This is a genomic window from Sediminibacterium sp. C3, from assembly GCF_000508085.1.
GTDB lineage: Bacteria > Bacteroidota > Bacteroidia > Chitinophagales > Chitinophagaceae > Sediminibacterium.
The window spans coordinates 2,008,709-2,035,660 of the sequence record NZ_KI669560.1 but is presented as its reverse complement, the minus strand read 5'-3'; the positions used below and the strand labels follow the sequence as shown (position 1 = coordinate 2,035,660).

Annotated in this window: 22 protein-coding genes and 1 pseudogene; 11 read left to right on the top strand and 12 right to left on the bottom strand. The window is 39.0% G+C overall.

Features of this window, described 5'->3' with window-relative positions:
* Window positions 1–22: 22 nt before the first annotated feature.
* The 4 genes and pseudogenes from F777_RS0109450 to F777_RS0109435 all read left to right on the top strand — a co-directional run.
* A pseudogene (locus F777_RS0109450) lies at window positions 23–1,378 on the top strand (L-serine ammonia-lyase); the annotation flags it as partial.
* A gap of 100 nt (window positions 1,379–1,478) precedes the next feature.
* Window positions 1,479–2,915 carry an NADP-dependent isocitrate dehydrogenase gene (locus tag F777_RS0109445; protein WP_026751825.1) on the top strand — a complete coding sequence of 479 codons (1,437 nt, stop codon included), beginning with the start codon at window positions 1,479–1,481 and terminating at the stop codon, window positions 2,913–2,915.
* Between the two features lie 38 nt (window positions 2,916–2,953).
* Window positions 2,954–3,202, top strand: coding sequence for a hypothetical protein (locus F777_RS16340; protein WP_051408540.1), 249 nt, complete (start codon window positions 2,954–2,956; stop codon window positions 3,200–3,202).
* 3 nt (window positions 3,203–3,205) lie between these two features.
* On the top strand, window positions 3,206–3,571 hold the full coding sequence (locus F777_RS0109435; RefSeq protein WP_026751824.1) for a VOC family protein: 366 nt from the start codon (window positions 3,206–3,208) through the stop codon (window positions 3,569–3,571).
* 5 nt (window positions 3,572–3,576) lie between these two features.
* Here the strand turns inward: F777_RS0109435 and mqnE are convergent, their stop codons facing one another.
* The 4 genes from mqnE to dnaE all read right to left on the bottom strand — a co-directional run bounded on the left by mqnE (window position 3,577) and on the right by dnaE (window position 10,156).
* Window positions 3,577–4,731: an aminofutalosine synthase MqnE gene (gene mqnE / locus F777_RS0109430; protein WP_026751823.1), complete on the bottom strand. Its 1,155-nt coding sequence runs from the start codon at window positions 4,729–4,731 to the stop codon at window positions 3,577–3,579.
* A 30-nt stretch (window positions 4,732–4,761) separates the two neighbouring features.
* Window positions 4,762–5,991: a NupC/NupG family nucleoside CNT transporter gene (locus F777_RS0109425; RefSeq protein WP_026751822.1), complete on the bottom strand. Its 1,230-nt coding sequence runs from the start codon at window positions 5,989–5,991 to the stop codon at window positions 4,762–4,764.
* A gap of 45 nt (window positions 5,992–6,036) precedes the next feature.
* On the bottom strand, window positions 6,037–6,354 hold the full coding sequence (trxA, locus tag F777_RS0109420; protein ID WP_026751821.1) for a thioredoxin: 318 nt from the start codon (window positions 6,352–6,354) through the stop codon (window positions 6,037–6,039).
* Window positions 6,355–6,481: 127 nt separating this feature from the next.
* Complete coding sequence (gene dnaE, locus F777_RS0109415) at window positions 6,482–10,156, bottom strand: DNA polymerase III subunit alpha (protein ID WP_026751820.1); 3,675 nt, start codon at window positions 10,154–10,156, stop codon at window positions 6,482–6,484.
* 94 nt (window positions 10,157–10,250) lie between these two features.
* On the opposite strand from dnaE, the gene F777_RS17295 reads away from it, so the two are divergent.
* Window positions 10,251–10,949 carry a C40 family peptidase gene (locus F777_RS17295; RefSeq protein ID WP_051408539.1) on the top strand — a complete coding sequence of 233 codons (699 nt, stop codon included), beginning with the start codon at window positions 10,251–10,253 and terminating at the stop codon, window positions 10,947–10,949.
* A 27-nt stretch (window positions 10,950–10,976) separates the two neighbouring features.
* Here F777_RS17295 and F777_RS0109405 read toward each other — a convergent pair whose 3' ends face one another.
* From F777_RS0109405 to msrA, 3 genes are all read right to left on the bottom strand, one after another.
* Window positions 10,977–12,467 (bottom strand): polysaccharide biosynthesis C-terminal domain-containing protein, encoded by a 1,491-nt coding sequence (locus F777_RS0109405; RefSeq protein WP_026751819.1) that lies wholly within the window; start codon window positions 12,465–12,467, stop codon window positions 10,977–10,979.
* A 5-nt stretch (window positions 12,468–12,472) separates the two neighbouring features.
* On the bottom strand, window positions 12,473–14,017 hold the full coding sequence (locus F777_RS16330) for a M1 family metallopeptidase (RefSeq protein WP_255326573.1): 1,545 nt from the start codon (window positions 14,015–14,017) through the stop codon (window positions 12,473–12,475).
* A 185-nt stretch (window positions 14,018–14,202) separates the two neighbouring features.
* Window positions 14,203–14,859 carry a peptide-methionine (S)-S-oxide reductase MsrA gene (msrA, locus tag F777_RS0109395; RefSeq protein WP_026751818.1) on the bottom strand — a complete coding sequence of 219 codons (657 nt, stop codon included), beginning with the start codon at window positions 14,857–14,859 and terminating at the stop codon, window positions 14,203–14,205.
* A gap of 177 nt (window positions 14,860–15,036) precedes the next feature.
* On the opposite strand from msrA, the gene F777_RS0109390 reads away from it, so the two are divergent.
* Genes F777_RS0109390 through F777_RS0109370 form a run of 5 tightly spaced genes read left to right on the top strand, consistent with a single transcriptional unit; the run spans window position 15,037 to window position 21,625 of the window.
* On the top strand, window positions 15,037–15,516 hold the full coding sequence (locus F777_RS0109390) for a hypothetical protein (RefSeq protein ID WP_152530900.1): 480 nt from the start codon (window positions 15,037–15,039) through the stop codon (window positions 15,514–15,516).
* 38 nt (window positions 15,517–15,554) lie between these two features.
* Complete coding sequence (locus tag F777_RS0109385; protein WP_235785920.1) at window positions 15,555–17,672, top strand: endonuclease MutS2; 2,118 nt, start codon at window positions 15,555–15,557, stop codon at window positions 17,670–17,672.
* 34 nt (window positions 17,673–17,706) lie between these two features.
* The gene (locus F777_RS0109380) at window positions 17,707–19,635 is read left to right on the top strand and encodes a gliding motility-associated C-terminal domain-containing protein (protein WP_026751815.1); all 1,929 of its coding nucleotides are present in this window, start codon (window positions 17,707–17,709) and stop codon (window positions 19,633–19,635) included.
* A 4-nt stretch (window positions 19,636–19,639) separates the two neighbouring features.
* Window positions 19,640–20,092 (top strand): NanQ anomerase/TabA/YiaL family protein, encoded by a 453-nt coding sequence (locus F777_RS0109375; protein ID WP_026751814.1) that lies wholly within the window; start codon window positions 19,640–19,642, stop codon window positions 20,090–20,092.
* A gap of 9 nt (window positions 20,093–20,101) precedes the next feature.
* Complete coding sequence (locus F777_RS0109370) at window positions 20,102–21,625, top strand: sulfatase family protein (RefSeq protein WP_026751813.1); 1,524 nt, start codon at window positions 20,102–20,104, stop codon at window positions 21,623–21,625.
* On the opposite strand, the gene F777_RS0109365 is transcribed toward F777_RS0109370, so the two are convergent.
* From F777_RS0109365 to ric, 5 genes are read right to left on the bottom strand one after another with little or no spacing between them, the layout of a single operon-like run.
* Entirely contained in the window at window positions 21,614–22,045 is a 432-nt protein-coding gene (locus tag F777_RS0109365; RefSeq protein WP_026751812.1) for an RrF2 family transcriptional regulator, read from the bottom strand. The genes F777_RS0109370 and F777_RS0109365 overlap by 12 nt on opposite strands.
* Window positions 22,046–22,372: a metal-sulfur cluster assembly factor gene (locus F777_RS0109360; RefSeq protein ID WP_051408537.1), complete on the bottom strand. Its 327-nt coding sequence runs from the start codon at window positions 22,370–22,372 to the stop codon at window positions 22,046–22,048.
* On the bottom strand, window positions 22,353–23,657 hold the full coding sequence (locus F777_RS16325; RefSeq protein ID WP_037369326.1) for a hypothetical protein: 1,305 nt from the start codon (window positions 23,655–23,657) through the stop codon (window positions 22,353–22,355). The genes F777_RS0109360 and F777_RS16325 overlap by 20 nt, the downstream gene beginning before the upstream one ends.
* A 4-nt stretch (window positions 23,658–23,661) precedes the next feature.
* The gene (locus tag F777_RS0109350; RefSeq protein ID WP_026751810.1) at window positions 23,662–24,462 is read right to left on the bottom strand and encodes a DUF2249 domain-containing protein; all 801 of its coding nucleotides are present in this window, start codon (window positions 24,460–24,462) and stop codon (window positions 23,662–23,664) included.
* Window positions 24,456–25,436 (bottom strand): iron-sulfur cluster repair di-iron protein, encoded by a 981-nt coding sequence (gene ric / locus F777_RS0109345; protein ID WP_026751809.1) that lies wholly within the window; start codon window positions 25,434–25,436, stop codon window positions 24,456–24,458. Before ric ends, F777_RS0109350 begins: the two co-directional genes overlap by 7 nt.
* A 272-nt stretch (window positions 25,437–25,708) precedes the next feature.
* On the opposite strand from ric, the gene F777_RS16320 reads away from it, so the two are divergent.
* Window positions 25,709–26,952, top strand: a 1,244-nt coding sequence (locus tag F777_RS16320; RefSeq protein WP_201767591.1) for an FMN-binding glutamate synthase family protein, incomplete at its 3' end; no start/stop codon positions are given.

Sequence of the window (26,952 nt, the reverse complement as noted above, 5' to 3'; positions counted from 1 at the left end):
TTCCAGTTCTCATACATTAGGTCCGTGGAGAGCTGCATTACGTTGCCTTGAAACGATTCATGAAAAATCAAATTTACACACGGTAAAATCCATCACCGTTTTGTTATATGGTTCTCTGGCTAAAACAGGCAAGGGGCACGGTACAGATATTGCCGTTTTAATGGGACTTATCGCAGCAGATCCGGTAACTGTTGATGTGAACAGCATACATTTTACCATTGAAAAAATTAAATCCGAGCACCAGTTGATGCTGGGAGGCAACTATAGGATTCCATTTTCGTATAAAGATAATCTTTTGTTTCTTACAAGCGAATCCCTTCCTTATCATCCAAATGGATTGACCTTTTTAATTGAATTTGAAGACGGCAAGGAAATAAGCGAAACCTATTACTCTGTAGGTGGGGGATTTGTGGTAAAAGAAGGAGAAGAAGCAGGGGCCAGTAAAGCAACGGTTGAACTTCCTTTCCCCACCAATAATGCAGCCGATATATTGCACTGGTGTAGAAAAACAGGGATGTCCATTCATGAAATGGTACTTGAAAATGAACACGTTTGGAGAACAGAAGCTGAAACCAAGAAAGGTGTAATACAAATCTGGCATACTATGCGGGATTGTATTTATAGGGGTTGTCATACCAAAGGAGAGCTTCCCGGTGGATTACAGGTAAGAAGAAGAGCTTTTGAACTGAACAAAAAATTAATGAAAGGGCATCCGTATCAGTCATTTGATGAATGGTTAAATGCCATACAGAATGGGGGTCAGGCTTTCAATTATATACTGGATTGGGTAAGTTGTTTTGCGCTGGCTGTAAATGAAGAAAATGCATCTTTTGGCAGAGTTGTTACCGCACCTACCAATGGCGCAGCAGGAGTAATTCCTGCGGTATTATTGTATTTTATTGCTTTCTGTGATGGCAATAAGGAAGACAAAATCATTCAGTTTTTACTAACTGCCTCTGAAATTGGATCCATTTTTAAAAAGGGAGCTACCATTTCAGCGGCCATGGGAGGCTGTCAGGCCGAAATTGGGGTATCATCTGCAATGGCCGCAGGCGCTTTAACTGAATGTATGGGCGGAACCCAGCAACAGGCATTAATGGCCGCTGAAATTGCCATGGAACATCATCTGGGATTAACCTGTGATCCCATTGGAGGATTGGTTCAGATCCCCTGCATAGAACGCAATACGATGGGCGCCATTAAAGCCATAACTGCATCACAACTAGCTTTACAAAGCACTCCGGATTTTGCACTGGTGAGTTTAGACAAAGTAATTGCTACTATGTGGAATACTGCATTAGACATGAACAGCAAATACAAGGAAACAGCTGATGGAGGTTTGGCCATTCAGGTACCACTTGGTCTGAGTGAATGTTAGTTACATTAGTTAATCATAAATTTTATTTATACTTACCATCAAATAGATAAATAAAATCTATTCGTACAAACTCACCAATTTTGCTCCGTAAAATCATTTTATGACAACAATTACGGTAGCAAAGGGCGATGGCATTGGTCCTGAAATAATGGATGCCACATTATCAATCATTCTTGCAGCAGGAGCAGAACTGCAAATTGAAGAAATTGAAGTAGGTGAAAAAGTATATCTGGCAGGTAATTCAGCAGGCATTGCTGCAGAATCCTGGGATATTATCCGCAAAAATAAAATATTCCTGAAAGCACCTATCACCACCCCTCAGGGAGGGGGTTACAAAAGCTTAAATGTAACCACAAGAAAATTCCTTGGCCTTTATTCGAATGTGAGGCCATGCAGAAGTTTACACCCTTTTATAAGCACCAAACACCCGGTAATGGACATAGTTATTATCCGGGAAAATGAGGAAGACCTTTATGCAGGTATTGAACACCAGCAAACAGATGAAGTAGTTCAGTGTTTAAAACTGATTAGCAGACCAGGCTGTGAAAAGATTATCCGTTATGCATTTGAATATGCAAAACAACAGAATCGCAAAAAAGTAACCTGCTTCACCAAAGACAATATCATGAAGCAGACAGATGGTCTGTTCCACAAAGTGTTTGACGAAATTGCCAGTGAATATCCAGAAATAGAAAATGAACATTGGATTATTGATATAGGTGCAGCAAAAATGGCAGACAGTCCGGAAGCATTTGATGTAATTGTAATGCCCAATTTATATGGTGATGTACTCAGTGATGTAGCCGCACAAATAACCGGATCGGTAGGACTTGCCGGCTCAGCCAATATTGGTGAATCATGTGCCATGTTTGAAGCTATTCATGGATCTGCACCCAGAAGGGCAGGGCAGGATGTAGCCAATCCGTCTGGTTTATTGCAAGGAGCCATTATGATGCTAAACCATATTGGCCAAACCGCCATTGCAGAAAAAGTACAAAATGCCTGGTTAAAAACACTGGAAGACGGCATTCATACTTATGACATTTATAAAGAGGGTATCAGTAAAGAAAAAGTAGGAACCAAAGCATTTGCAGCAGCCGTAATTGCCAATCTGGGAAAAACCCCGTCTATCTTCCAGCCAGTAAATTATGCCAATAATGCAGCGCTTTCCCTGCCCAAATATAAGAGAAGATCGCCCGCTGTAAAAACGCTTGAAGGTGTGGATGTATTTGTACACTGGAATGGTCATGATGCCAATGAGCTTGCACAACAACTAAAAAGCATTTATAAAAAAGAGATTCAACTTAGTATGATAACCAATAGAGGCATTAAAGTTTGGCCGGATGGTTTTCCTGAAACTTTTTGCACAGACCACTGGAGATGTAGATTTAAACCGATTGATGGCAATCAAATGTCAAAGTCAGCAATACCTTCCCTTTTAATGGCTGCGAACGAAAATGGGATAGATATTATCAAAACAGAGAATCTCTATGCTTTTGACGGAAAACAAGCATTTTCATTGGGGCAAGGGCAATAAATTCAAACTCAAGTAAAATCGTTAAATCATATAATTGTATGCAAATAAACTTAATACAAGGCCAATTCAGTGCTGCAGAAACTGCAGCACTGATTGAACAAATGCTTCAAATAAAAATCACTTTTCACGAGAATAAAATCAGTGTATTTTCTTCTGAAGAGGAGATTAAATTCAGGGAAACAAAAATTAAAAGACTTCAGGAAGAATTGGCTAGCTTCAGAAAACAAATGCATCAACAAGAAGGCTCATTCCATCTGGAAGCAGTTTGTAATATTGAAAAAAGTTAAATCATGAATGATAACCCTATTTCTATCCGACCATTTATAGGCGCAAAAGATTTTGATTTGAGCCGGGCATTTTATGCGGAATTGGGATTTACTGAAAACAGAATTAATGAGCTTTTAAGTGTTTTTCACTTTAAGGGTATTTCTTTTTACTTACAGAACGCCTATGTGAAAGACTGGGTAGACAATACAATGGTTTTTGTTGAAGTAGAGAATGTTGCAGCCTTTTGGGAAAACCTTCAATCATTAGGTCTGACGGAAAAATACCCCCAAGTAAAAATTGTTGCTCCAAAATCCCTCGACTGGGGAACAGAATGCTTTGTTCATGATCCTTCAGGGATACTTTGGCATTTCGGAAGCTTTAACAACTAATTAAACTAATGTAAAGTCTCTAAAGTTGCTTCGCTGTAATCCTTGATTTCATTGTATAAAGTACCACGTTCAACCGGCTGACGTTTTACCTGTTTGATTAAGGCAACCAAATCTGCTGTGCTCATGGTTGGTGTTTGTTCTTCACTTCCGGCCATGGAGTAGATTTTTGTGGTATCGTCAATCGTTCCATCAATATCGTTTACACCAAAAGACAAAGTCAACTGTGCATTTTTTCTGCCCAGCATTGGCCAATAAGCTTTCAAGTGAGAGAAATTGTCCAGATACAATCTTGAAACCGCGTACATTTTCATGTCTTCAACAATGGTACTTTCAGCTACATGCTGCATATCATTGTCTTTATTGCGAAACTTCAAAGGAATGAATGTGTTGAAGCCACCTGTTTCATCCTGCAACCTGCGCAAACGATCCATATGATCAATGCGATGCCAGTAAGACTCAATATGACCGTACAATAGCGTGGCATTACTATGCATACCTAACTGATGGGCCGCTTTGTGAATCGCCAGCCATCCATCTGCATCCACTTTATCTGCACAAATTTTTGTACGAATATCTGGATGAAAAATTTCAGCGCCTCCGCCTGGAAGTGAATCCAGACCTGCTTCATGCGCCATTCGCATTCCTTCTTCAACAGATACTTTGGCCTTACGGAACATATAATCCAGTTCAACGGGAGTGAAAGCCTTGATATGTAAATCGGGTCTGTGCGCTTTGATGCTTCTTAACAATTCAAGAAAGAAATCCATATTCATTTTAGGATGAACGCCACCCACAATATGTACTTCTGTAACAGGCTTGCCATCGTAACTTTTTACAATGTGCATCATTTGATCAATACTTAGTTCCCAACCTTCTTCTCTGTGCGCATACAATTTAGAATAAGAACAAAAAGCGCAGGAGAATACACAAACATTGGTTGGCTCAATATGAAAGTTCCTGTTAAAATAGGTTTTGTTACCGTGCTTGCTCTCTCTTACCAAGTTGGCTAAAGCGCCCACGTAGGAAAGTGAAGCTTTCTCAAATAAGGATACGCCTTCGTCAAAAGAAATGCGTTCCTGATTCAATATTTTATATCCGATGGATTGTAACTGTTGGTCTTTTTCGGCGTCAACCAATACCTTCACTGCGGCTGTATTCATTTCTCCCAGATTTTGTGCAAAATTACACCTTTAAAACATCAGAATGCCCGCAATTGTTGCAGACAGATAGGAGGCAAGTGTTCCGCACAATAAAGCCCTTAATCCCAGTTTAGCCAAATCAGCTCTTCTGGTTGGCGCCAATTCCCCGATTCCGCCAATTTGCATTCCCACACTACTGAAGTTGGCAAAACCACAAATGGCAATACTTACAATTAATAAGCCTTTTTCTGAGACAATCGGGATGGTTTTGGATGTTAAATTATTAAAAGCCACAAATTCATTGATGGTTAATTTCTGACCCAATAAAGAAGCTGCATTGGCCACATCCACCTGAGGTACCCCCATTGCCCAGGTCATAGGATAAAATATTTTACTGAAGATTACATCCAACGTTACACCAGGCACAATCATTCCAATTAAATAATTAATTAATGCGATTAGGGCAATAAACCCAATCAACATGGCAATTACATTCACAGCTATTTTCATTCCATCACTTGCCCCATGAGAGATAGCATCGATGATATTACTGTAAGGACTTTTTACTTCCAGTTTTACTTTTCCCATGGTTTGGGATTCTTCAGTTTCTGGAAATACAATTTTTGAAATCACCAGGGCTCCGGGTGCTGCCATTAAACTGGCAGTCAACAGGTATTCTGCCTTGGCACCCATATTGGCATATACAATCAGAATACCACCGGCAATACAGGCCAGACTTCCACTCATACTGGCCAGCAATTCACTTTTGGTCATGGTATTCAGGTAGGGTCTAATCATTACCTGGGCTTCTACCTGACCCACAAAAGCCGAAGCAACATTACTGAGTGCTTCGGCTCCGCTTACGCGCATGATAAAATTCATGGCTTTGGCAATAACAGATACAATAAACTGCATTACCCCAAAATGATATAAGATGGCTACCAGTACACAAACCAATATAATAGTAGCAGTAACGCTGAAGGCAAATACAAATCCACCCTGACTAAAGTTTTTTACACCATCTGGTGCATTAACCATAACGCCATTGTATACAAATGCAACGCCTTCACGCGCAAACCTTTCAATCTTTTCCATTCCGTGCCCCAATAATTGAAAAAATCGGGTAACCGGTGGAACTTTCAATACCATTACAGCAATAAAAATCTGTAACAGAATTCCGCTAAAAACCAGTCTGTAGTTAATTCTACGCTTGTTATTAGAGAATAAAAAAGCAATACCCAAGATCAAAATAATCCCTATAAATCCTTGAAACCTTTCCATATACAATTACTTAGTATTCAGATTAGGTTTGAAAGATACGGATTACTACATATGAGCCTGAATTTTTTTGTCTAAAACAGATTTCGGAACAGCACCAATTTGCTTGTCTACAATTTGTCCACCCTTAATAAAAAGAATAGCAGGAATTGAAGTAATACCATAGTTCACACTCAAATTAGGATTATGGTCTACGTTTACTTTACCAACATTGATTTTACCTTCATATTCCTTAGACAATTCTTCAATAACTGGTCCAATTGCACGACAAGGTCCACACCATTCTGCCCAAAAGTCTACCACTGTTAATTTATCGCTGTCTAAAACAGTCGACTGAAAATTCGCGTCTGTTAATTCTAATGCCATAGTTTAAATTTTATATCGTTATTCATCAAATTTACATCCAAAGGCTTTTGACTGCCCCTTTGACTTTTCCACCAATGTTATTTAGTTGTTTTGGCTGGCAGCTGCTGACAATGGGTCAGTCCGGAACTTAACCAACCAAGCCGACTTTCACGTCAATATCTAAATTGTCCATCAAGTATCCTGCCATTTCTTCGTTCATCTGAAAGCCCTTTTCAATAGTATACATACTGATTTTCAGGTTTTCCTTGGGTTCGAAAATATTGATTTTCAGGGTACTCTTGCCGGGAAACTTTCGCAGGTTTTCCTCAATAAACTGAACCATGGCAGGGGTAATTGCCGAAGGATGCATATTGATTTCCACTGATCGGGTCAATACCTGTTTTACCGTCTCGAGTAATGACATACTCGATATTTTGAATTCAAATACATTGGGTTGATTAAACCGGTTTCGGAAACTTCCGTTAAGTAGAATATTCTGTCCTTTTTCCAAGTAATCCTTGAACCGTATATAGTCTTCACTCCATAATGTAAACTCTGTTTTACCACTATAATCTTCAATCACAAAAGAACCAAAGTTTTTACCTGTCTTGGTAACCCTGTGTTGTACATCTGTTACTAAGCCTGCTACCCGATACATTTTATTCAGACTAACCCCTTCGGTTAACGCGTCCCTGGCTTCGTTAAAATCGGCAATTCCTGTAATTTCATAGTGCTTCAATTCAAATCTGAAATGATCTAAGGGGTGGCCACTCATGAACATGCCCGTTACTTCCTTTTCATAATTCAGCAACTCCGTTAGTGTCCAGGGCTCGCAGGGAGCTATCTTGGGCTTGGGAACATGCATCGCAGTCGGGAGGTCTCCGAATAAAGTATTGGAGGTCCCCGTGCTTAAGCTCTGTTGTACCTGACCGTAATTCACAATTTTTTCCAACCCGGTTAATCTTTCACCATCGGCCATTTTAAAATATTGCGCTCTGTGCAATTCAGGAAAACAATCAAATGCACCAGAATACACAAGACTTTCCAGTGACTTTTTATTGACCGATTTTTGAAGCACCCTTTGAACAAAATCATACACATCCTGATAAGGACCGTTCTTCTGGCGTTCTGCAATAATAGCTTCTACTGCCATTTCACCAACGCCTTTTAATCCACCCAATCCAAAGCGAATTTCTCCTTTGGCATTCACCGCAAATCCTTTAAGAGATTCATTTATATCAGGTCCTAGTACGTTTATGCCCATTCGCTTACACTCTTCCATGAAGAAAGTGATTTTTTCAATATTGCCCTGGTGATTCAACACCGCAGACATATATTCGGCGGGGTAGTGAGCTTTTAAATAGGCCGTTTGATATGCCACAAATGCATAACAGGTAGAGTGTGATTTGTTGAATGCATATTGTGCAAATGCTTCCCAGTCGGTCCAGATCTTTTCCAGCTTATCTGCAGGATGACCTTTGGCCTTTGCCCCTTCAACAAACTGTGCTTTCATTTTATCCAGCACCGATTTCTGCTTTTTTCCCATGGCTTTACGCAACACATCCGCATCGCCTTTAGAGAAACCTGCAAGGCTTTGACTCAGCAACATTACCTGTTCCTGATACACAGTAATACCATAGGTATCACTCAGGTATTCCTTCATTTCTTCAATATCATAGCTTATGGCTTCTCTTCCATGTTTTCGTGCAATGAAATTTGGGATATAGGCAATAGGTCCAGGGCGATACAGGGCGTTCATGGCAATTAAATCATCAAACTTATCCGGCTTCAGTTCTCGCAGGTATTTTTGCATACCCACACTTTCAAACTGGAATGTCCCATTGGTCTGACCGCTTTGGTATAACTGGAATGTCTTTTCATCATCGAGTGGAATATTATCAAGGTCGATGGTTACGCCATGGTTTAATTGTATCAACTCAAGAGCCGTCTTCAAAATAGAGAGGGTTTTTAAGCCCAGAAAGTCCATTTTAATTACACCTGCATCTTCAATAATACTTCCTTCAATCTGTGTTACCCACAAATCCGAATCCTTGGCGGTAGCAACCGGAATCAAATCTGTCAGGTCTTTGGGGGCAATGATGATACCTGCAGCATGTATACCTGTATTTCTAACAGAGCCTTCCAGTCTTTCGGCTTCCTTTAAGACCTGTGCCCTTAAATCGGATCCATTATAAATTTCACGAAGCTTCTTTACATTGTCAATGTCTTCCTGCTGGTAACCTTCTTTCTCTTCCAGTGATTTAGGACCTTCCTTAACCGTAATTGGGGCTTTCAATACGCGGCCCAATTCGGTGCCAGGCTTATCCGGAACCAGCTTGGCCAATAAATTACTTTCTGAAAGTGGAAGATCCAGCACACGGGCAACGTCTTTGATGCTCATTTTAGCCGCCATGGTACCATAAGTAACAATCTGAGCTACCTGACTCTTGCCATATTTCTGTACCACATAATCAATGACTTTCTGTCTTCCTTCATCATCAAAATCCGTATCAATATCGGGCATGCTTTTACGATCCGGATTCAGGAAACGCTCAAAAAGCAGATTGTATTTAATGGGATCAATATTGGTAATGCCAATGCAGTAGGCAACCACGGATCCGGCAGCTGAACCACGACCGGGTCCAATGAAAACCCCCATGTCTCTGCCAGCCTTAATGAAATCACTAACAATCAGGAAGTAGCCAGCGAATCCCATGGTTTTAATGGTAAACAATTCAAAATCGATACGTTCCTGTATTTCTGGTGTAATTTCATTGTATCGGATTTTGGCGCCCTCATACGTAAGGTGTTTCAACAACTCCCACTGGTTCAGGTTGGCATCTGCATGTATTTGAAACTCTTTGGGAATAGGGAAGGCAGGGAGGAGTATGTCTTTCTTTAGATTTAAAACCTCTACCTTGTCAACAATCTGGTTGGTATTATCCAAAGATTCCGGAATATCATGAAACAGCTTAGCCATTTCATCCGGTGTCTTAAAATAAAACTGATCGTTGGGAAACTTGAATCTTCGGTTTTTTATCTGTACCTCATCATTCACAAAATCATCAAACCCTGGAGTGCTTTGCTTTTCACCCGTATTAATGCACAATAAAATATCATGCGCATTGGCATCATCCTTCTCAACATAGTGACTATCATTGGTAGCAATAACCGGCACATTGTATTTCTTCGCAAATTTTAACAGGGTCTGATTAATCAATTCCTGTTCTTTGATATCGTGTCGCTGAATTTCAATATAATAATCCTCACCAAATAAATCGAGCCACCATTTAAATTCCTTTTCTGCATTTTCTTCGGACTGATGCAAAATGGTTTGAGGCACATAGGCGCCAATACAACAGGTAGTGGCAATTAATCCTTCGTGGTATTTTTCAATAAGTTCTTTATCAATTCTTGGGTACTTGCTGTACATACCCTCTATATAGCCTAGTGAAGTAAGCTTCACCAAATTCTGGTATCCTGTGGCATTCTTTGCCAGCAAAACCTGGTGAAATCTATTGTCTTTTGATTCTTTAGTGAATGTTTTGATATGTCTGTCTTTCACTACATAAAACTCACAGCCTACAATTGGTTTTACTACTGGTGTGGTAATGTCTTTTCCGTTGGCATCCTTTCCAATCACTTTAGTATTTTTCCAGGCCTGGCTTACAAAATCAAAAGCACCGAACATATTGCCATGATCGGTTATGGCAAGGGCGGGCATTTGGTGGGCAGCGGCTTTTTTGTAGAGTTCATCTATTGGAGCAGCGCCATCCAGTAAGGAATATTGGGTATGTACATGTAAGTGTGAAAATTGGGCCATAGAAAGAAAATAGTCTACAAAGTTCGGCCTTTGCCACCCCATTACAAAGTGTCAATTTTCCACATTAGGATAAACCCAGTAAATTGCAGCCCATATGAAGCGTAAATTATATATTAATTTATTGGTGGCAGTGCTGATGATGAGTAGCTGTAATACAGTAAGAAACCTCGTAAATAAAGACAATTCAACTCAAAAAACGGTTACAAAAGTATACGGAACAGAAAAAAGGGAATTTATCAATGGAATTGAAGTGACACTGGGTACTGTAACTACCACCAAACACAAAACTTCCAGTTCTGCCACAACCACAAAAAATAAAACCAATAACAGCGGCAATGGGAATCCACCAACCAAAGCCGAGTTGGAAAAAGCCAGCTGGTTACAATTAAAATATGCCATTGTAATGGATATGCCTGCGGAAGAATTAACGAATATTCCCTTGCTTGAGTTGATGGATAAATGGTGGGGTACCCGTTATTGCATTGGGGGCAGCACCATGAACTGCATTGATTGCTCTGCTTTCACTCAGGTCATCATGAAGGAAATTTACAATATTCAATTACCCAGAACTTCTCAGGAGCAATTCAATATCATGCAACCTATTCCCATTGATGAACTACAGGAAGGCGACCTGGTTTTTTTTAATACCGGTGGCAGAGGGATTTCGCATGTTGGAGTTTATATGCAGAACAATAAATTTTTACACGCTTCTACTTCTCAAGGTGTAACCATATCCGATTTAAACGACAAATACTGGAATCCCAAATTCAGAGGCGGCGGCAGAATGCGTTAAATTAAAACTTAGACTTCGGCTCTGTTATTACTTAGCAAAGCGCTTCATAAAATTGTGATATAGTTGGCCCGCATCTGGTGTTAAAGCCAATTTAAATACAGAAAAAATAAATAATCCCGAGAAAAGAATGCTTCTTAAAAAAATGGGAATCCATCCCTCCCTGTCCTGGAAAATAAAGAAGGGGATGCCGAAAGAAATGGCTGCAGATAAAAGTGCCAATAGGGTTTTATGATCAAATGGCTGCATCCGGAATTTACGGCGTAGAAACTCGAAGCGAATAAAATTATATAAGCTATACGCAAACAATTCAGCAAAAGCAGAACCAATGATTCCGTAATGCATAATTAAATAATAGGTTAGCGGCAAACGGAAAGCCAGTAAAATTACACCACTGATAAAATCAAAACGCCAGTAAGTGGATGTATTAATCACCATTGCATTCAAGCCTGTTCCTGCATCAATGATTCTGACCATACCTAAAATAAAAATCGTAGCAATGCCGGCTTCGTATTCCCGTTGAATATGCAGCACCCGCATGCCATCTGCTACATTCAGCCAAAGATTGCCAAATATAAACAGGGCCATGATTAATAAATTGATACAGGAGCGTTTGTAAATCCGCTTGATTTCATTCATATCCTTGTCTTTCCAGGCACGGGACAAAACGCCTGCAGAAATGGCCTGTATGCTTCGCTGAGGAACCTGTATCAGATTCGCCGCATATTGAGCCAACCCGAAAACACCAACCACAGCCAGACCCTGAAACTTGGCAATAATGAAACTATCAATGGTTGCAGCAATGGATGCAATCACAGTTCCACTGTATATTAACACCTGCATTCCCAACATTTTTTTCCAGAATTTTCTGGTAACCCTGCTGATGGTTGTAGGGAAATGTAGCTGACGGGTATAGTATAAATAACTGAGTAGAATCAGGAAAATAATCAGGTATAAAAAAGCAAAGAAATATACAAAGGACTCAAATGAAATCAACTTGAAATAATAGAGCGCAATGAAAATACTCGTGATGATTCTGAGTCCGGTTTCCTTTAAAAAATTAGAGAATACGGTTTGTTGCAAAGCCCAGCAGAAACCTTCCAGTACAGAGAAAAACAACATTCCCAAAGCAAAGGGAAACATCCAGTAATAGTAGTCAACTATGAGTTTGGATTTCTCAATGAACTGAGATTCAAAAAAAGGCCTGAAATACCATCCTGCAGTTAATACCAGTATAAATCCAATGAAAGCTGCCAGCATTCCCCAGGTCATCAAGTCAATTCTGTGCTTCTCCAGGTTGTCCTTGTAATAAGGGTAAAACTTATAAATCACGGGAATCACCCCCAAAGCACCAAAAGCATACATGTTTTGTGCAAAGTCGAAAAATATACGGGTAAGGGCAAATTGCTCCAGCGTAAAGGAACCATCCTTGGTATAGATATACATATTAATGGCTCCAATAAAGAACCCTATATATACCAGAAAGCTGGAAATGATGGTTTGTTTTCTAATGGTTCCCATTTACCCTAATTCATTTTAATCTGAGCTTCTTTGCGTCCGTTTACCACGATATAAAAATAATCAGCCAATTTCTCCAGCTCTAAACCTAAAGCCTGTTTCTGGGTTAGTTGAATTGATTGCCATTGGTTTACTTTCGGCTTCAAAACTAAGGTTTCATTCCCTGCTGTAATAGGTAATTGTAAGTTAAAGTCAGGAATAGCATTAGCGTAACGGTATTTTAAATGTTTTCCATCAGCAGATAACTGGTACTGGAATTCGGGTACCTGGGTTGTACTTAAATATTGTTTGAAAACAGCTTTTAAATTGTACCCTGCATACGCAGACATTTCTTTTTCAACCATAGCAGTGGTTACCTGCTTGTGAAAAAAGCGCTTATTTAAATGTCTTAACAATTGTCTGAATTTTTCATCATTGTTCATAGACATTCTAATAGAATGAATCATGGCAGATGCTTTGGGATACATATCACCACTACCTGTATTGTGTACATTGTAAACACCCAGTATGGGTTTATCATTTTTAATATTTCTTCTTGCTCCTTTGTTATAAGCATTCCCTGCCTCTTTGCCATCCATGCATTCGGTAAATAAGGTTTCAGAATAATTGGTAAACCCTTCATGTATCCACATATCAGCAATATCTACAGAAGTGATATTGTTACCAAACCATTCGTGTCCGCTTTCGTGAATAATAATGAAATCCCATTTAAGCCCCCAGCCAGTTCCAGACAAATCCCTTCCTAAATAGCCATTCTGGTATTTATTTCCATATGCTACATTGCTCTGGTGTTCCATACCCAGATAAGGTACCTCAACCAGTTTAAACCCATCCGCATAAAAAGGATAGGGGCCGAACCAGTTTTCAAAACACTTGATCATGGGTTTAACCTGCTCGAATTGTTTTTTGGCACCTGCCAGATTTTGTGGCAATACAAAATAAGTAAGATCTAATCTGCCCCCCTCACCGTTATAGCTGTCTTTGAACTGCACATATTTTCCAATATTCATGCTTACGCTATAATTGTTAATCGGCAATTTAACCTGCCATACCCATGTTTTAGTAGCATCTTTGTGCTGGATGGTCTCTATTAATTTCCCATTGGAAACATTCATTAGCGTATCAGGAACTCTTACACCAATGGTTACTCCCTGTTCCGGTTCATCGTATTGATGATCCTTACAAGGCCACCATACGCTGGCTCCCAGTCCCTGACAGGAAGTGGCCACAAACGGATTTCCCAGTTCATCTTTTGACCAGCTGATTCCTCCGTCCCAGGGAGCTCTCACGGCTGCCCTTGGTACACCTTGATAGTAAACCGTTAGCAATCCCTCCATACCTGCATTTAAAGTGGCAGGCATGGTTACCATGGCCACATTGCCGGAACGTTGGAAAATGAGTTTTTCCTTTTTTCCTTTCTGCCAAACAATACTGTCAATTTTCAAAGGTTGCTGCAAATCCACCTGCATCTTTTGTGGTTTTTTCAGTGCTTTGAACCGAATGCTTACCGCGCCCTTAATGGTCTGTGCAGCTATGTCGGGTTGCACCCTGATATCATAATGCAGGAGATTCCACCAAGACCGTTCTGGTGTAATACTACCCCGGAGCGTATCTGCCCTGGAAAAAGCCGCAGACGGTTTTTTTGAGCCTGACTCTTCAGCGCCAACAAAAGGGATAAACTAACTGATAACAAACGAAGGAGTTTCATTTGCTAAAAGTAGCATTTTATATATTTTGACTATTGCTTTATCAATTTGTCTTTAAATACCTTTTCGAATTTCTCCAGTTTGGGAGCAATGACAAATCTGCAATATCCCTGATTCTTATTGTTGTTATAATAATTTTGATGGTAGTTTTCAGCCGGATAAAAATTTTTGAAAGGCTCAATGATGGTAACAATTGGATTTGCCCAGGCTCCGCTTTTATCCAAAGCTGCTTTATATTTTTCTGCTTTTTCCTTTTGTTCTGTATTATGATAATAAATGGCCGATCTGTATTGTGGGCCAATATCGTTCCCTTGCTGATCCCAGGTGGTTGGGTCATGGGTTTTCCAGAATACTTCTAATAATTCATCATAGGTAATGATAGCAGGGTCAAAAACAATTCTGGCCAATTCAATATGTCCGGTATTTTTATCACAGACCTGCTCATAAGTTGGATTTTCAACAAAACCTCCGCCGTATCCGCTGATGACTTCTTTTACTCCCTTTAATCGTTGAAAAAAAGCTTCCGTACACCAGAAACATCCTTCGCCAAATGTGGCTGTATCTAATTTTGCATTCATACTATTCATTTTGGGTGTCTTATTTTCAGTAACCAGATTTCCATCTTCCGTAAAAGCACAGGCAACTATCCAGGCAGAAAGAAAGGTCAGGAATAAATAGGTCTTTTTCATATTGTTGATTTATCTACAGATAATAACTACAAACAGCTTGGTATTTTTGTTGAATTCCTTCACCATTACATACGAAACAAGGATATTTAAACGCTTAATAAGTAGAAAATGATATTTTAAGATAAATTTGTGATACCGTAACCTATTATGAGCTTTCAGTCCCAATTTTGGAAGTATATGTCTCTGCGCATAGAGTCGCTACTACTGGCTATGCCACTGTTGCTCTTTTTTGTGCTATATCACTTCTATGATGCGCTCAGCATTGATCCTTATTTCGGGGTTTCGGTTCCATTTATTTTGAGCACCAATATTTTAATTTTCCATATTCCTATTTTTCTGATTCCTTACTTAATGCACCGTTTCATGCGCGATCAGGACAAGGGCCATGTATTGGTTAACTTTCTGCATGTGGCACTTTCCATTTTTTTACTGATTGCCCTTATGTTTACCTACCAGGTAATTCAACCCTCTTCTCCGGACAGAGGTACTCCCATTTTTGATTTACCGGAAAATAAGCTCTGGATGGAAGCAACCATGGCCACTTATGTAATTCTGGGAGCACAACTGCTGCTTCAGATTGCTTTTATTTTTATTCCCTTACCGTTTTATTTCCTGCCAAACAAAAACAGCCCATTCCGAGTTATTCCCATTAATTGAAAGACGCTATGTAACTTTGCGCTCTCAATAAGGCTAATATGATGCGTTTGTACCCGGAATCGGCGTTGACTCAATTGGAATTTGACAAAGTGAAAGAGACATTGTCGGGATTTTGCCATACAGACTATTCTAAAAATAAGACAGCACATCTTAGGATTCATACCCGCAAAGAATTTATTGACAGAGAACTGAGACAGGCTTTTGAATACAAATTAATCATACAGCAACAGCAATATTTTCCGGCCGATTTTACAGCCAATATCAGTAAGGATATAAAACTATTATCCATTCCGGGAGCCCTTTTAACCGGAGAGCAGTGGATGATGATTAAGCGACTTACTGAAAGTATGGGCACTATTTTTCGTTGGTTCGACAATGAAAGAAGAATGGCTTATCCGGCTTTAACCATGGTGTTACAGGACAGTTATTATGAAAAAAATATTGTCATTGCCATCAATGAAGTACTGGATGAGTCAGGTGTTGTATTAGACAATGCATCCCCTGAATTGCAGAAAATCAGGTTGAATTTATATAAGAAGCGAAATGAGCTGAGGAGGGTGTTTGAAAAAATGGTCCAGAAAATGGCCAAAGCCGGGTACACTGCAGATATTGAAGAAAGTTTCAGCAATGGCAGAAGAGTGGTGGCTGTTTTCTCTGAATACAAAAGACAGGTTAAGGGGATTTTACACGGTGAAAGTGATAGCCGCAAAACAGCATTTATTGAACCCGAGGAAACCATTGAGCTTAATAACGATGTTTTTGCACTGGAAAATGAAGAAGCAAAAGAAGTTCAAAAAATATTAAGGGCTTTAACCGCTCAATTATCGGTATATGCTCCTTTGCTGCAGCAGTATTTGCAAATTATCGGGGAATTTGATTTTGTAAGAGCAAAGGCTAAACTGGCCATAGAAATGAATGCCCATATGCCTACCGTATTGGATAAAGCAGTGGTGCAATTAATAGAAGCCTATCATCCATTGTTGTTCTTGTATAATAAGACAGCCGGTAAAAAAACCATCCCGGTTAATATTCACCTGGATGATAAAAACCGAATTCTGGTAATCAGCGGGCCAAATGCCGGTGGTAAAACAGTGACCATGAAAACCATTGGACTGAATCAACTGATGGTTCAGAGCGGATTACTGGTGCCTGTTCATCCCGATTCTGTAATGGGGATTTTTAAACAATTATACATTCATATTGGCGATACACAAAGTTTGCAATTTGAGTTAAGTACCTATTCTAGCCACTTAATGCATATGAAGCATTTCATGGAGAATGCCAATGGGAAAACCTTGTTTTTCATTGATGAACTGGGAAGCGGATCTGATCCTAATTTAGGAGGTGCTTTTGCTGAAGTAATTATGGAAGAATTGGGCAGAAAACATTCATTCGGTGTGGTTACAACTCACTATTTAAATTTGAAAGTGATGGCCAACCACACGCAGGGAATTTTGAATGGTGCCATGCAATTTGATGAAGTGAACCTGCAACCAATGTATAAATTGATTATAGGTAAACCTGGGAGTTCTTACACATTTGCAATTGCTGAAAGAATTGGGCTTCCCAAGCATTTAATCAACAGGGCAAGAAAGCTGGTAGAAGAAGACCATTTTAAGCTGGATAGATTGCTAAACAGAACGGAACAGGATCTGCAACAATTGGAAAAAGAGAAAAAAGAACTACACAGGCTTCTGAAAGAAAATGAAAAGTTGAAAAGAGAAATGGAGCAGGTAATGAATAAAGAAAAACACCTGCAACAGGTTGAATTACTAAAGAACCAGAATAAAATTACTGAAGAGCGATTACAGTATCTGAAAGACATGGAGCGCAAGCTCAAACAAATTGTGCTGGATTGGAAAAAAACGGAGAACAAAAATGAAGTAGTTAAAAATCTGCAAAACCTGCTCTTCAAACAAAAAGAAACCATTGTAGTAAATAAGCTTGCCAAAAAAGTAGATAAAAAGTACAGGGAATTAAACACAGAAATTGAGCCCGGCTCTTTGGTTAAACTCAAAAAAAACTATCAGGTTGGAGAAGTAAAAGAGATAAGGGGAAAAAGAGCAATCGTTCAAATAGGCGCACTTCCAATAAATGTTGATTTAACCGATTTGATTGCAGTAGCAAAAATTGAGGAAGCCACAGAAAATAGTTAAGCAGATTCTGTAATTTACAGACCGAAGCAAGCAAGTGAAATATTTATTCTTAATTATTCTTCCGTTTTTTGTTACAGAGATTACTGCACAATTATGTACAGGCAGTCTGGGTAATCCTGTTGTAAATATTAGTTTTGGAAATAAAAACAATCCGACGGGCCCACTGCAACCGGGTATCACCAACCTGGGTTATGTTGCTAATTCCTGCCCGAATGACGGCAACTATTCCATAGTCAGTTCTGCATTGGGGTGCTTTACCAATACCTGGCATGACATAACCAGAGACCATACGGGTGACGAAGAGGGGAAAATGATGCTCATTAATGCAACCAATGCCCCCAGTGTTTTTTATGTAGAAACCATTACAGGATTATGTGGTAATACCACTTATGAATTTGGCGCCTGGGTAGCCAATGTTTTAAAACCTACCAGCTGCGGTGGCAATGGCACAAAGCCCAATTTAACTTTTACAATAGAAACCAGTAATGGTAACGTTTTGGAAACCTATAGTACCGGGAATATCAATGAAACCAGTGTTCTAAGTTTTAAACAGTTTGGTTTCCTTTTCAAGCCTCCTTTAAATACCAACAGCGTAGTATTGAAAATCACCAGCAACGCAGGTGCCGGATGTGGCAATGATCTGGCAATTGATGATATCACTTTCAGACCCTGTGGCCCAACCATGTCAGCCAAAATTGATGGGGTGAATACTTTTAATAAAACAGTATGTTTTAACGAACAGAATCCCATGTTACTTTCTATGGAAGTAGGACAGGGATACAACAACCCGGTGTATCAATGGCAAATCAGTAACAATGCAGGAATCAGCTGGAACAATCTGAGCAATGCCAATCAAACCAATTTCAACAGAACACCAACGAATGTCGGGAATTTTCAATACCGGTTGTTGGCCAGTGAATCTGTTTATTCAGGCGTTGTTTCCTGTCAGACCGCTTCACTGCCGATTACCATTCAAATTAATTCACAGGCTCCCCAAATTGGGAACCAGGTGATTAACCAATGTTTTGGAGGAGCGGTGAATTTTGCTGCTGCTTCCGGTTCCGGATCCAATTTATCGTATCTCTGGACAGGGCCAAACAATTTCAGCTCAACGGAGAAAAATCCTCAATTAGCAGCAGTAAACAGATCGGATACCGGCAGGTATATTGTGAAGGTTACCACTTCCAATGGATGTTCATCCACAGATACTGTTAGGGTTACAGCATTCAATGCCATAAACGCAAGCTTCACCGGCAATACTGTTATTTGTCTGGGTGACAGTACCTTGCTCACAGCCATTGGAGGCACAACACAGGATTGGTACAATAATAGCAGAGCAAGCATTCATAGTGGATCTTCGCTCTGGGTAAAGCCAGTTGATACAACTCAATATCAGGTAATCATAAAAAATGTACAAGCTTGCACAGATACCCTTAACATTCCAGTTCAGGTTATTAAACCCCCGCAAGTGGATGCGGGTCCCGACAAAACAATTATGCAGGGAAACAGTACTGCCTTATTGGGTAAAATTGATGGACAGTACAATGGATTTACCTGGCAACCATTGGTCAATTTAATGCCTCCGAATTCATTAACGCCATTGGTAAGTCCTTTCAGTACCCAGCAATACACTTTAACAGCCTATGGAATGAATGGATGTACTTCAGAATCAGATACCACATTGGTAAGGGTTTTAGCCAGCATCAATCCCCCCAATTCCTTTTCACCCAATGGAGATGGAATACACGACGAATGGATTATCCCCGGACTGGAAACCTATCCCAATGGTTCTGTTAGTGTATTTAACAGATACGGACAGGTTGTATTTCAGACCAAGCCCTATTTCAGGGGCTGGAACGGGAAGCTGAACGGCAAAGAAGTTCCAACCGGTGTGTATTATTTTATTATTAACAGAGGGAATGGTGAACCCCTTTTATCGGGAAGTTTATACTTAATAAGATAACTATATGATTGTAGATTCAGTAGCACAAATGATAAAATACCAAAAACTGCATCCAAGGTTTGAGAAAGCGATGGCATTCATTGCAGCTTGCAAGATAGATGAAATGCCTGTTGGGGAAACCCAATGGGAAGGAGAGAATATCCGTGCCATCGTAATTCAGGAATCATTGGTAAGTGAAAAGGAATCCACTGATTATTTCGAATGTCATAATCGTTACATAGATATTCAAATAGTGTTTGAGGGCATGGAGAAAGTTGGATGGAAATCACGCAACAACTGTTTAAACCCAAGAGGAGAATACAGTCCGGAAAAAGATGTGCTGTTTTATGAGGATTCCCCCGAAATCTTTTTTAATTTAAAGGCTGGACATTTTGCCATTTATTTTCCGGAAGATGTGCATGCACCCATGATTGGGGATGGCATAATCAGGAAAATGGTAGTTAAAGTGCTGGTTTAACTTGTTGATATGAAAAAATATTGGCTGCTGCTTTTCCTTTTAATGAACCAGTTTGGGTTGGCTGCACAGCGCCCCAATATTGTTATTATCGTTTCCGATGACCATGCTTATCAAACCATTAGTGCCTATGGCGGCAAATTTATGCAAACCCCCAATATTGACCGTATAGCAAAAGAGGGAGTTCGGTTTAACAAAGCATATGTTACGAATAGTATTTGTGGCCCAAGCAGAGCCGTGATTTTAACCGGCAAATACAGCCATAAGAATGGATTCAAAGACAATATAAGTGCCAATTTCAATGGAGCACAGAATTCCTTTATTAAAGAGTTAGGTAAAGTAGGTTACCAAACCGCTTGGATTGGGAAATGGCATCTGCAGTCGAACCCGGAAGGATTTAGTTTTTGGCAGGTTTTGCCTGGTCAGGGTAGTTATTACAATCCTGATTTTATAATGATGAATGGTGAAAGAAAAAGAATCGAGGGCTATGCATCAGATGTGGTAGAAGATGTGGCGGAAGAATGGTTAAATAAAAGGGATACGGCAAAACCATTTTGCCTGGTAATCGGACATAAAAACACCCATCGAACCTGGATGCCCGATACCCGTGATTTAAGACTTTTCACCAAAACCCAATTTCCATTGCCCGAAAATTTTTACGATAGTTATGAAACAAGGGCTGCTGCTGCGGTGCAGGATATGACCATCGACAAAACGATGCGAATGGGATACGACTTAAAAATGTTTGAAAACAAAGCAGAAGAAGAAAAGGAGTTATCCATAAAAAGGATGAATCCGGTTCAGCGGAAAGCGTATATGGAATTCTACGATTCAGTAAACAGCGACCTGAAACAAAGAAATTTAACCGGTAAGGCATTAACGGAATGGAAGTACCAGCGATACATGCAGGACTATCTGGCAACGGCTGCCTCATTAGACAGAAATATCGGTCGTACACTTGCTTATCTAGACAATCATCAATTAACCAAAAACACCATCGTTATTTACGTGAGTGATCAGGGATTTTATATGGGCGAACACGGATGGTTCGATAAGCGATTCATGTATGAGGAATCTTTTCGTACCCCAATGGTCATGCGCTATCCGGGGATTATTCCTGCCGGAAGCATCAATGAACAGTTGGTCATGAACCTGGATATTGCACCTACCATTTTAGATGCAGCAAAAATTCAAGTACCCACTGATATGCAGGGAAAATCCTTTTTGCCATTGGTAAACAGGAATCAGAAAAAGGGGAGGGATGCCATGTATTACCATTATTATGAAAATGGCGAACACGCTGTTTCCCCACATTTTGGCATTAGTACAGGCAGGTATAAATTGATCCGGTTTTATACCAGAGTGGAAGGATGGGAATTATTTGATTTAGAGAAAGATCCCAGAGAAATGAAGAATATATATGGGCAGAAAGGATACGAGAAAATTACAGAGAAACTGAAAAAGCAATTGCTGCAATTAATTAAAGTATACGAAGACAATGAAGCAGAAAAAATATTTACTGAATCAACCCATTAAAAATGCGATGCCTTTATTAAAGGGGACGCATAAATCTGCAATTTTATTCTGAACACAAATCTTTTTAAATCCATCCCTGACTATTTTATAATCATTGTGAATAGGGCAGGGGTGAGTTGAGGAGCATTTGCTCAGGCCAAGCCCACATTCATTGAACCGATCTTCACCATCAATAGCAAGCACAATTTTCAAAACTGACAACTGGGTTTGATTGGCTGTAATATAAAAACCGCCAGATGGTCCCTTGGCACTCTTGATAATATTCTCTTTAACCAGTGTCTGCAACATTTTCCCAACCGTATGCTCACTGGCATCTATGTATTCAGCAATTTCTTTAATACTTGCTTTTTGTTCTGAGTCTAATTTTGAAGCCAGATAAATAGTGGCTTTGATAGCAGTTTTGCAGGTAATACTTAACATCTATTTTCTATTTAAAAATATTCTACCCATCTCACTGATTCGATCACTATTCCAGGAAGGTTCAAAGGTTAAATATACTTCAGCTGTAAAGTCTGAAAAAAACTTTTCCAAAGAAAGCTTAACTGTATTCAATATAGATTCCCCCATTGGACAAAACTGGGTAGTGAGCGTCATGGTACAAAATATCTTTTTGCTCTCTTCATCAAAATCAATCTGATAAACCAATCCCAAATCAATAATATTTAAGCCAATTTCAGGATCTTCTACGCTACGCAAAACATCAATTGCGAAGGAACACATGGCATTGTTATTGGTTATTATATTCATCAAGAGGTGCTTTAAAAAGAATTAGACGTATAATATTCCAACCATAAAACAGCGCAGCTATAACCAATAAACCAGCTCCATAAGAAATCAGTAAGACATTATTCATCAATAATCCTATTAAGAAAATTGAAAAACCCGTCCAGTAAAAAAATATCATCCATTTGTAAATTAACTTACTATACAGGTCTTTGGGATTTATTGTTACAGTTATTTGATTCTTATATTGAAATACTTTGTTCCAGACAATAAATGGCAGTGTTTTAAATGTCATTCCAAAAATGATTGCTGTAATCCAACCAAAGAAAATGACAAATCCGTATCCCATTACTACTGAAAAACTAACGGTATTGGTAAATGTAGCATGAACTATTATGATAATTAGAAATAAAACGGGAAATAAATTAAGCAGAATGGCAACCAAAGAAATTTTCATGGGTTCATCTACTTTCAACTTTATCCTTTGTTTATATGATTTATAACAATAAATAATAAACAACACAATTCCCGAAAAAATACATACAACGGGAATAAATAAGTAGAGCAAGGATTCTGAATACAAAAAAAGTAAAACAAACAGTATTAGTCCGGTATTGATTAACCCATAAATACGCCAAAGCAGGTTGCTATTGAAGTATTTTGAAATCAAAAACATGGGAATCAGCTTTGATCCAACCCCAATAATGGTCAGCAGGAACCATCCAACAATTCCAACATGTGCATGCAAGGGTAAATAATCAACCGAATTCTTTTGAAATAAGGGAAAGGAAAAATTATAAACCAGCATGAGGCCTAAAGCAGAGGTAACCAGCAACCAGGCGGTTGCTGTAAACAAAAAAAGGACGTGTACATTTTCCTTTTGGCTGTTCTTAATACTTTTATACAAATTATATAGATAAACTATTACCGATAGAACAATCAATCTTCCGCCCCATTTAGCAGGAGCTCCCATATTAAACTCGTAAAATCCAACTACCAATAAAGGAATACCAATCCCTGCAAGCAAAAATGTTACCATTGCCAGTTTAATACTATATAATTCAGATTCAATTAAAACGGGAATCAACTGATGACTCGCTCCTAAAATCATCATAGTGCCCCATCCAAGTGCCATCAAATGTGTAATAGCAAGATTACCGGGGGAAAAATAATGATTCAGTAAGTTATTCGCAGATAAAAGAAGCAGTACTGTACTTACCAAAAGTGCAATAGCACCATAACCATAGAAAGGAATCACTACTTTCCAGTGAGTTGTTTTAGTAAGTGGAGTATGATTAACTACAGACATTTATTCATTTATAAATTAACAAACGTATATCAGATTCAGAGAGCTTATTAATAGAAACCCTAAAACTCATTTCAGCCAATTCAGGTAATAAATATAGCGGAACCCGTTTATGGTATACATATAAAGCTTTCCCTTTTTCAAGTGTTTGCAAAGCAGAGAGAATTGCTTCCATCGGGCCTGGCATTTCCAAATTTCTCACGTCAATTTCCACTAAATTATTTTGAAACTCATCCCATACTTTGTCCCACGATTCTACTGACTCCTCGTACTCTTTAAATATAGGGGCATTTGCTTTTTCGGCTTGGTGAAAATAGATATGAAATACATCATCCGCTATTCTTTCTGCATAAGATTCAAATCCTTTATCAGATAGTAATTGCATCAGTGGGGTAGGCCTAAAACTGTTGATAATCCTAAGAACCTGAGTAGATTGAATCTCTATTATCTTATTCATTATAGATTTAAGAGGATCATTACCCTGTTCCAGTATGGGCCTAACATCAAAATCAATTATCTCATAGTTTCCAATGGATTGCATGTACAAAGGCCTGGACTCAGCAGGCTCATTTGTGTTGTCATTATTTACCGACTGAAAACCAAAGGCCGACAATTGCAAATAAAAGTCTTCAACCCTGCAGTTCCCAATACTTGCGGCCATCTGTATAGTAGTCCTGGAAGCCATTATTTTTCTCAAGATTGGATTTCTAAGTTTCTGAAACTTGGGAGAAATACTAACAATGGCTTCCAGCGCATCCGGCCTCTCTTTTAAAATAACAGACAATCTGGTATTGGCATTAATTAGCATTGATCCTGTTTTAGTTTGGACTCCAAATCCAATGCTTTGGGAAATAAAATATTATTCTCCAAGTGAATATGCATGTGCAGATCTTCTTCAAATTCCTCAAGGAATTTGTACAGAATTCCATAACTATTGCAGGCATCAGCAGGTAATAAATAGTTTTTGGTAAGTGATCTAATCGTTGCTAAATGATTCCCAACTTCTTCATGCTCCATCTCCATCATAGCAATAGGACTTTGCACCGATCCAAAATTTTCGGAGAAGGGCTGTATTTCTTCATTTTGCTGAGAAACCAGTTTCTTTATATAAGGAAACAGCACTTTCTCTTCCTTTAATAAATGCGAGGTCAATTCAGCATTAATTGCTTTTATAAGTTCATTAATCTGAAACAATTCCTCGTGCCTTTTTCCATGAACCCTGAATACTTTTTCAGAGAAACCAATGATTTCTGGCAAACTGGTTTTTACATAATTATGGTGTGTATTCACAATATAATCAATCAGAAAATCTAGGTTCCATTTAGTAAAATCAATAGGTCTTGAACCCAAATTGGCAGCTTTATTCTTATCAGCATCCTGTAATTCCTTTTCTACTTTTGTAACATCAATCCCCTTGGCTTTACATGCTTCCTTAACCGATTTTTTCCCTCCACAACAAAAGTCGATTCCGTATTTTTTAAATATCTGTGCTTTGCGGATATCATTGGCAGCCAGCTGACCTACTGACTCTTCGGTTGCGCCTTCATCTCTTCTGGTAATTTTAACCTTCCACCATTCAGGGCCTTCTTCTAGATACTCCCATATAAATACATTTCCTCTTTCTCCCAATAACTGATAGTACAAAGGTTTAGGATCATGATCATTGTGAATGGTTAAGTGTTCCCCCGGTTCAAGCATATCAAACCTGACAAATATGGTTGGATGCTTTTGTTTGGGTTCCAATACTGTTACATCTAAAATATTTTCTGTTTCTGGATACATATGATTTGTTTTAAAAGTGATTGAATACTTCAAAGGTATTGTTTTTGAACAATAAAAGTATTTAAATACCTTTATTGTTGTACAAATGACATTTAACAGACAAAGAGGGGGGAATTCAAAACAGTTACTTACCTTTGCAAAGTGATTATAATATGTACATATAGCATCTCCAGACCAAAAGCCTTTGGTACGATCACCCCGGCCTGATAATAGTAGGTATCACCCGGGGTAATACTTATACTATTTTATTCCACTTCAATTTCTATTACACCATGTCACGAAATCAATCATCGATTTCGATTAGTGGTACTATTTTAATAACCAGTTTGGTTATCAATACCCTAATCATAAGATCTGCCTATTTAAATCCCACTTATTATTGGTGGCTTATTATTAGTATGCCGTTATTGGGCATCATTATTTTCAATATAATTCAGAAAAAACATGCTATTCTTCGCAACTATCCATTGCTAGGGTACCTGCGCTATATATTTGAATCTATTCGTCCGGAGATTCGCCAATACTTTTTTGAATCCGATGCCGATGGAAAGCCATTTAATAGAAGGCAAAGATCGATTGTATATCAGAGAGCCAAGAATGTAAAACAAACCGTAGCATTTGGAATGCAGACAGATCCTACTCAAGTCGGATATGAATGGATGGTACACTCTATTTATCCAGTTCATATAAAGAATAAATCACCTAGAGTACTCGTTGGTAATAAACAATGCCGCCAACCCTATAATGCCAGTATTTTGAATATTGGAGCAATGAGTTTTGGTGCCTTAAGCAAAACTGCCATTGAATCTTTAAATGCTGGAGCGCAATTGGGAGGATTTGCCCATAATACAGGAGAAGGAGGCATTAGTCCTTATCACTTAATAGGAGGCGACTTAATCTGGCAAATTGGAACAGGATATTTCGGATGTAGAAATCATGTAGGAAATTTTGATGCAGATCTTTTTCGCAAGAATGCCAGCAACCCAAAAGTAAAAATGATAGAATTAAAATTGTCTCAGGGAGCCAAACCCGGTCATGGAGGAATTTTACCTGCTGCAAAAAACACCCCTGAAATTGCTTCCATCAGAAATGTGCCGGTAAATACTACCATTGTATCACCGCCGGCGCACACTGCTTTTTCAGACGCAAAAGGGCTGATATATTTTCTGGAAACATTAAGACAATTATCGAGAGGTAAGCCGGTGGGCTTTAAAATTTGTATTGGTAGCAAACAGGAATTTATTGATATCTGTCAGCAAATGAAACTAACAGGTATTGTCCCGGATTTTATTACTATTGATGGGGCAGAAGGAGGAACAGGTGCAGCTCCATTGGAGTTTACAGATCATGTGGGTATGCCTTTAATGGAAGCATTGAGTTTTGTCTCTACTACGCTTACTAAAATGGGGCTGAAAAAACATATCAGATTGATTGCAGCCGGTAAAATCATCACGGGGTTTGATATACTAAAAGTAATATCCCTTGGGGCAGATATATGTTACAGCGCAAGAGGGAT

Coding starts and splice junctions, on each gene's coding strand:
- F777_RS0109360 (WP_051408537.1), bottom strand. CDS start 22,372: ATGAATATAATAACCAATAACAATGCCATGTGTTCCTTCGCAATTGAT.
- F777_RS0109425 (WP_026751822.1), bottom strand. CDS start 5,991: ATGGAAAGGTTTCAAGGATTTATAGGGATTATTTTGATCTTGGGTATT.
- F777_RS0109390 (WP_152530900.1), top strand. CDS start 15,037: ATGTCTCTGCGCATAGAGTCGCTACTACTGGCTATGCCACTGTTGCTC.
- F777_RS17295 (WP_051408539.1), top strand. CDS start 10,251: ATGAAGCGTAAATTATATATTAATTTATTGGTGGCAGTGCTGATGATG.
- F777_RS16340 (WP_051408540.1), top strand. CDS start 2,954: ATGCAAATAAACTTAATACAAGGCCAATTCAGTGCTGCAGAAACTGCA.
- F777_RS0109350 (WP_026751810.1), bottom strand. CDS start 24,462: ATGCTAATTAATGCCAATACCAGATTGTCTGTTATTTTAAAAGAGAGG.
- trxA (WP_026751821.1), bottom strand. CDS start 6,354: ATGGCATTAGAATTAACAGACGCGAATTTTCAGTCGACTGTTTTAGAC.
- F777_RS0109445 (WP_026751825.1), top strand. CDS start 1,479: ATGACAACAATTACGGTAGCAAAGGGCGATGGCATTGGTCCTGAAATA.
- F777_RS0109375 (WP_026751814.1), top strand. CDS start 19,640: ATGATTGTAGATTCAGTAGCACAAATGATAAAATACCAAAAACTGCAT.
- F777_RS0109385 (WP_235785920.1), top strand. CDS start 15,555: ATGATGCGTTTGTACCCGGAATCGGCGTTGACTCAATTGGAATTTGAC.
- dnaE (WP_026751820.1), bottom strand. CDS start 10,156: ATGGCCCAATTTTCACACTTACATGTACATACCCAATATTCCTTACTG.
- F777_RS0109435 (WP_026751824.1), top strand. CDS start 3,206: ATGAATGATAACCCTATTTCTATCCGACCATTTATAGGCGCAAAAGAT.
- mqnE (WP_026751823.1), bottom strand. CDS start 4,731: ATGAATACAGCCGCAGTGAAGGTATTGGTTGACGCCGAAAAAGACCAA.
- F777_RS0109370 (WP_026751813.1), top strand. CDS start 20,102: ATGAAAAAATATTGGCTGCTGCTTTTCCTTTTAATGAACCAGTTTGGG.
- F777_RS16325 (WP_037369326.1), bottom strand. CDS start 23,657: ATGTCTGTAGTTAATCATACTCCACTTACTAAAACAACTCACTGGAAA.
- F777_RS0109365 (WP_026751812.1), bottom strand. CDS start 22,045: ATGTTAAGTATTACCTGCAAAACTGCTATCAAAGCCACTATTTATCTG.
- msrA (WP_026751818.1), bottom strand. CDS start 14,859: ATGAAAAAGACCTATTTATTCCTGACCTTTCTTTCTGCCTGGATAGTT.
- F777_RS0109405 (WP_026751819.1), bottom strand. CDS start 12,467: ATGGGAACCATTAGAAAACAAACCATCATTTCCAGCTTTCTGGTATAT.
- ric (WP_026751809.1), bottom strand. CDS start 25,436: ATGTATCCAGAAACAGAAAATATTTTAGATGTAACAGTATTGGAACCC.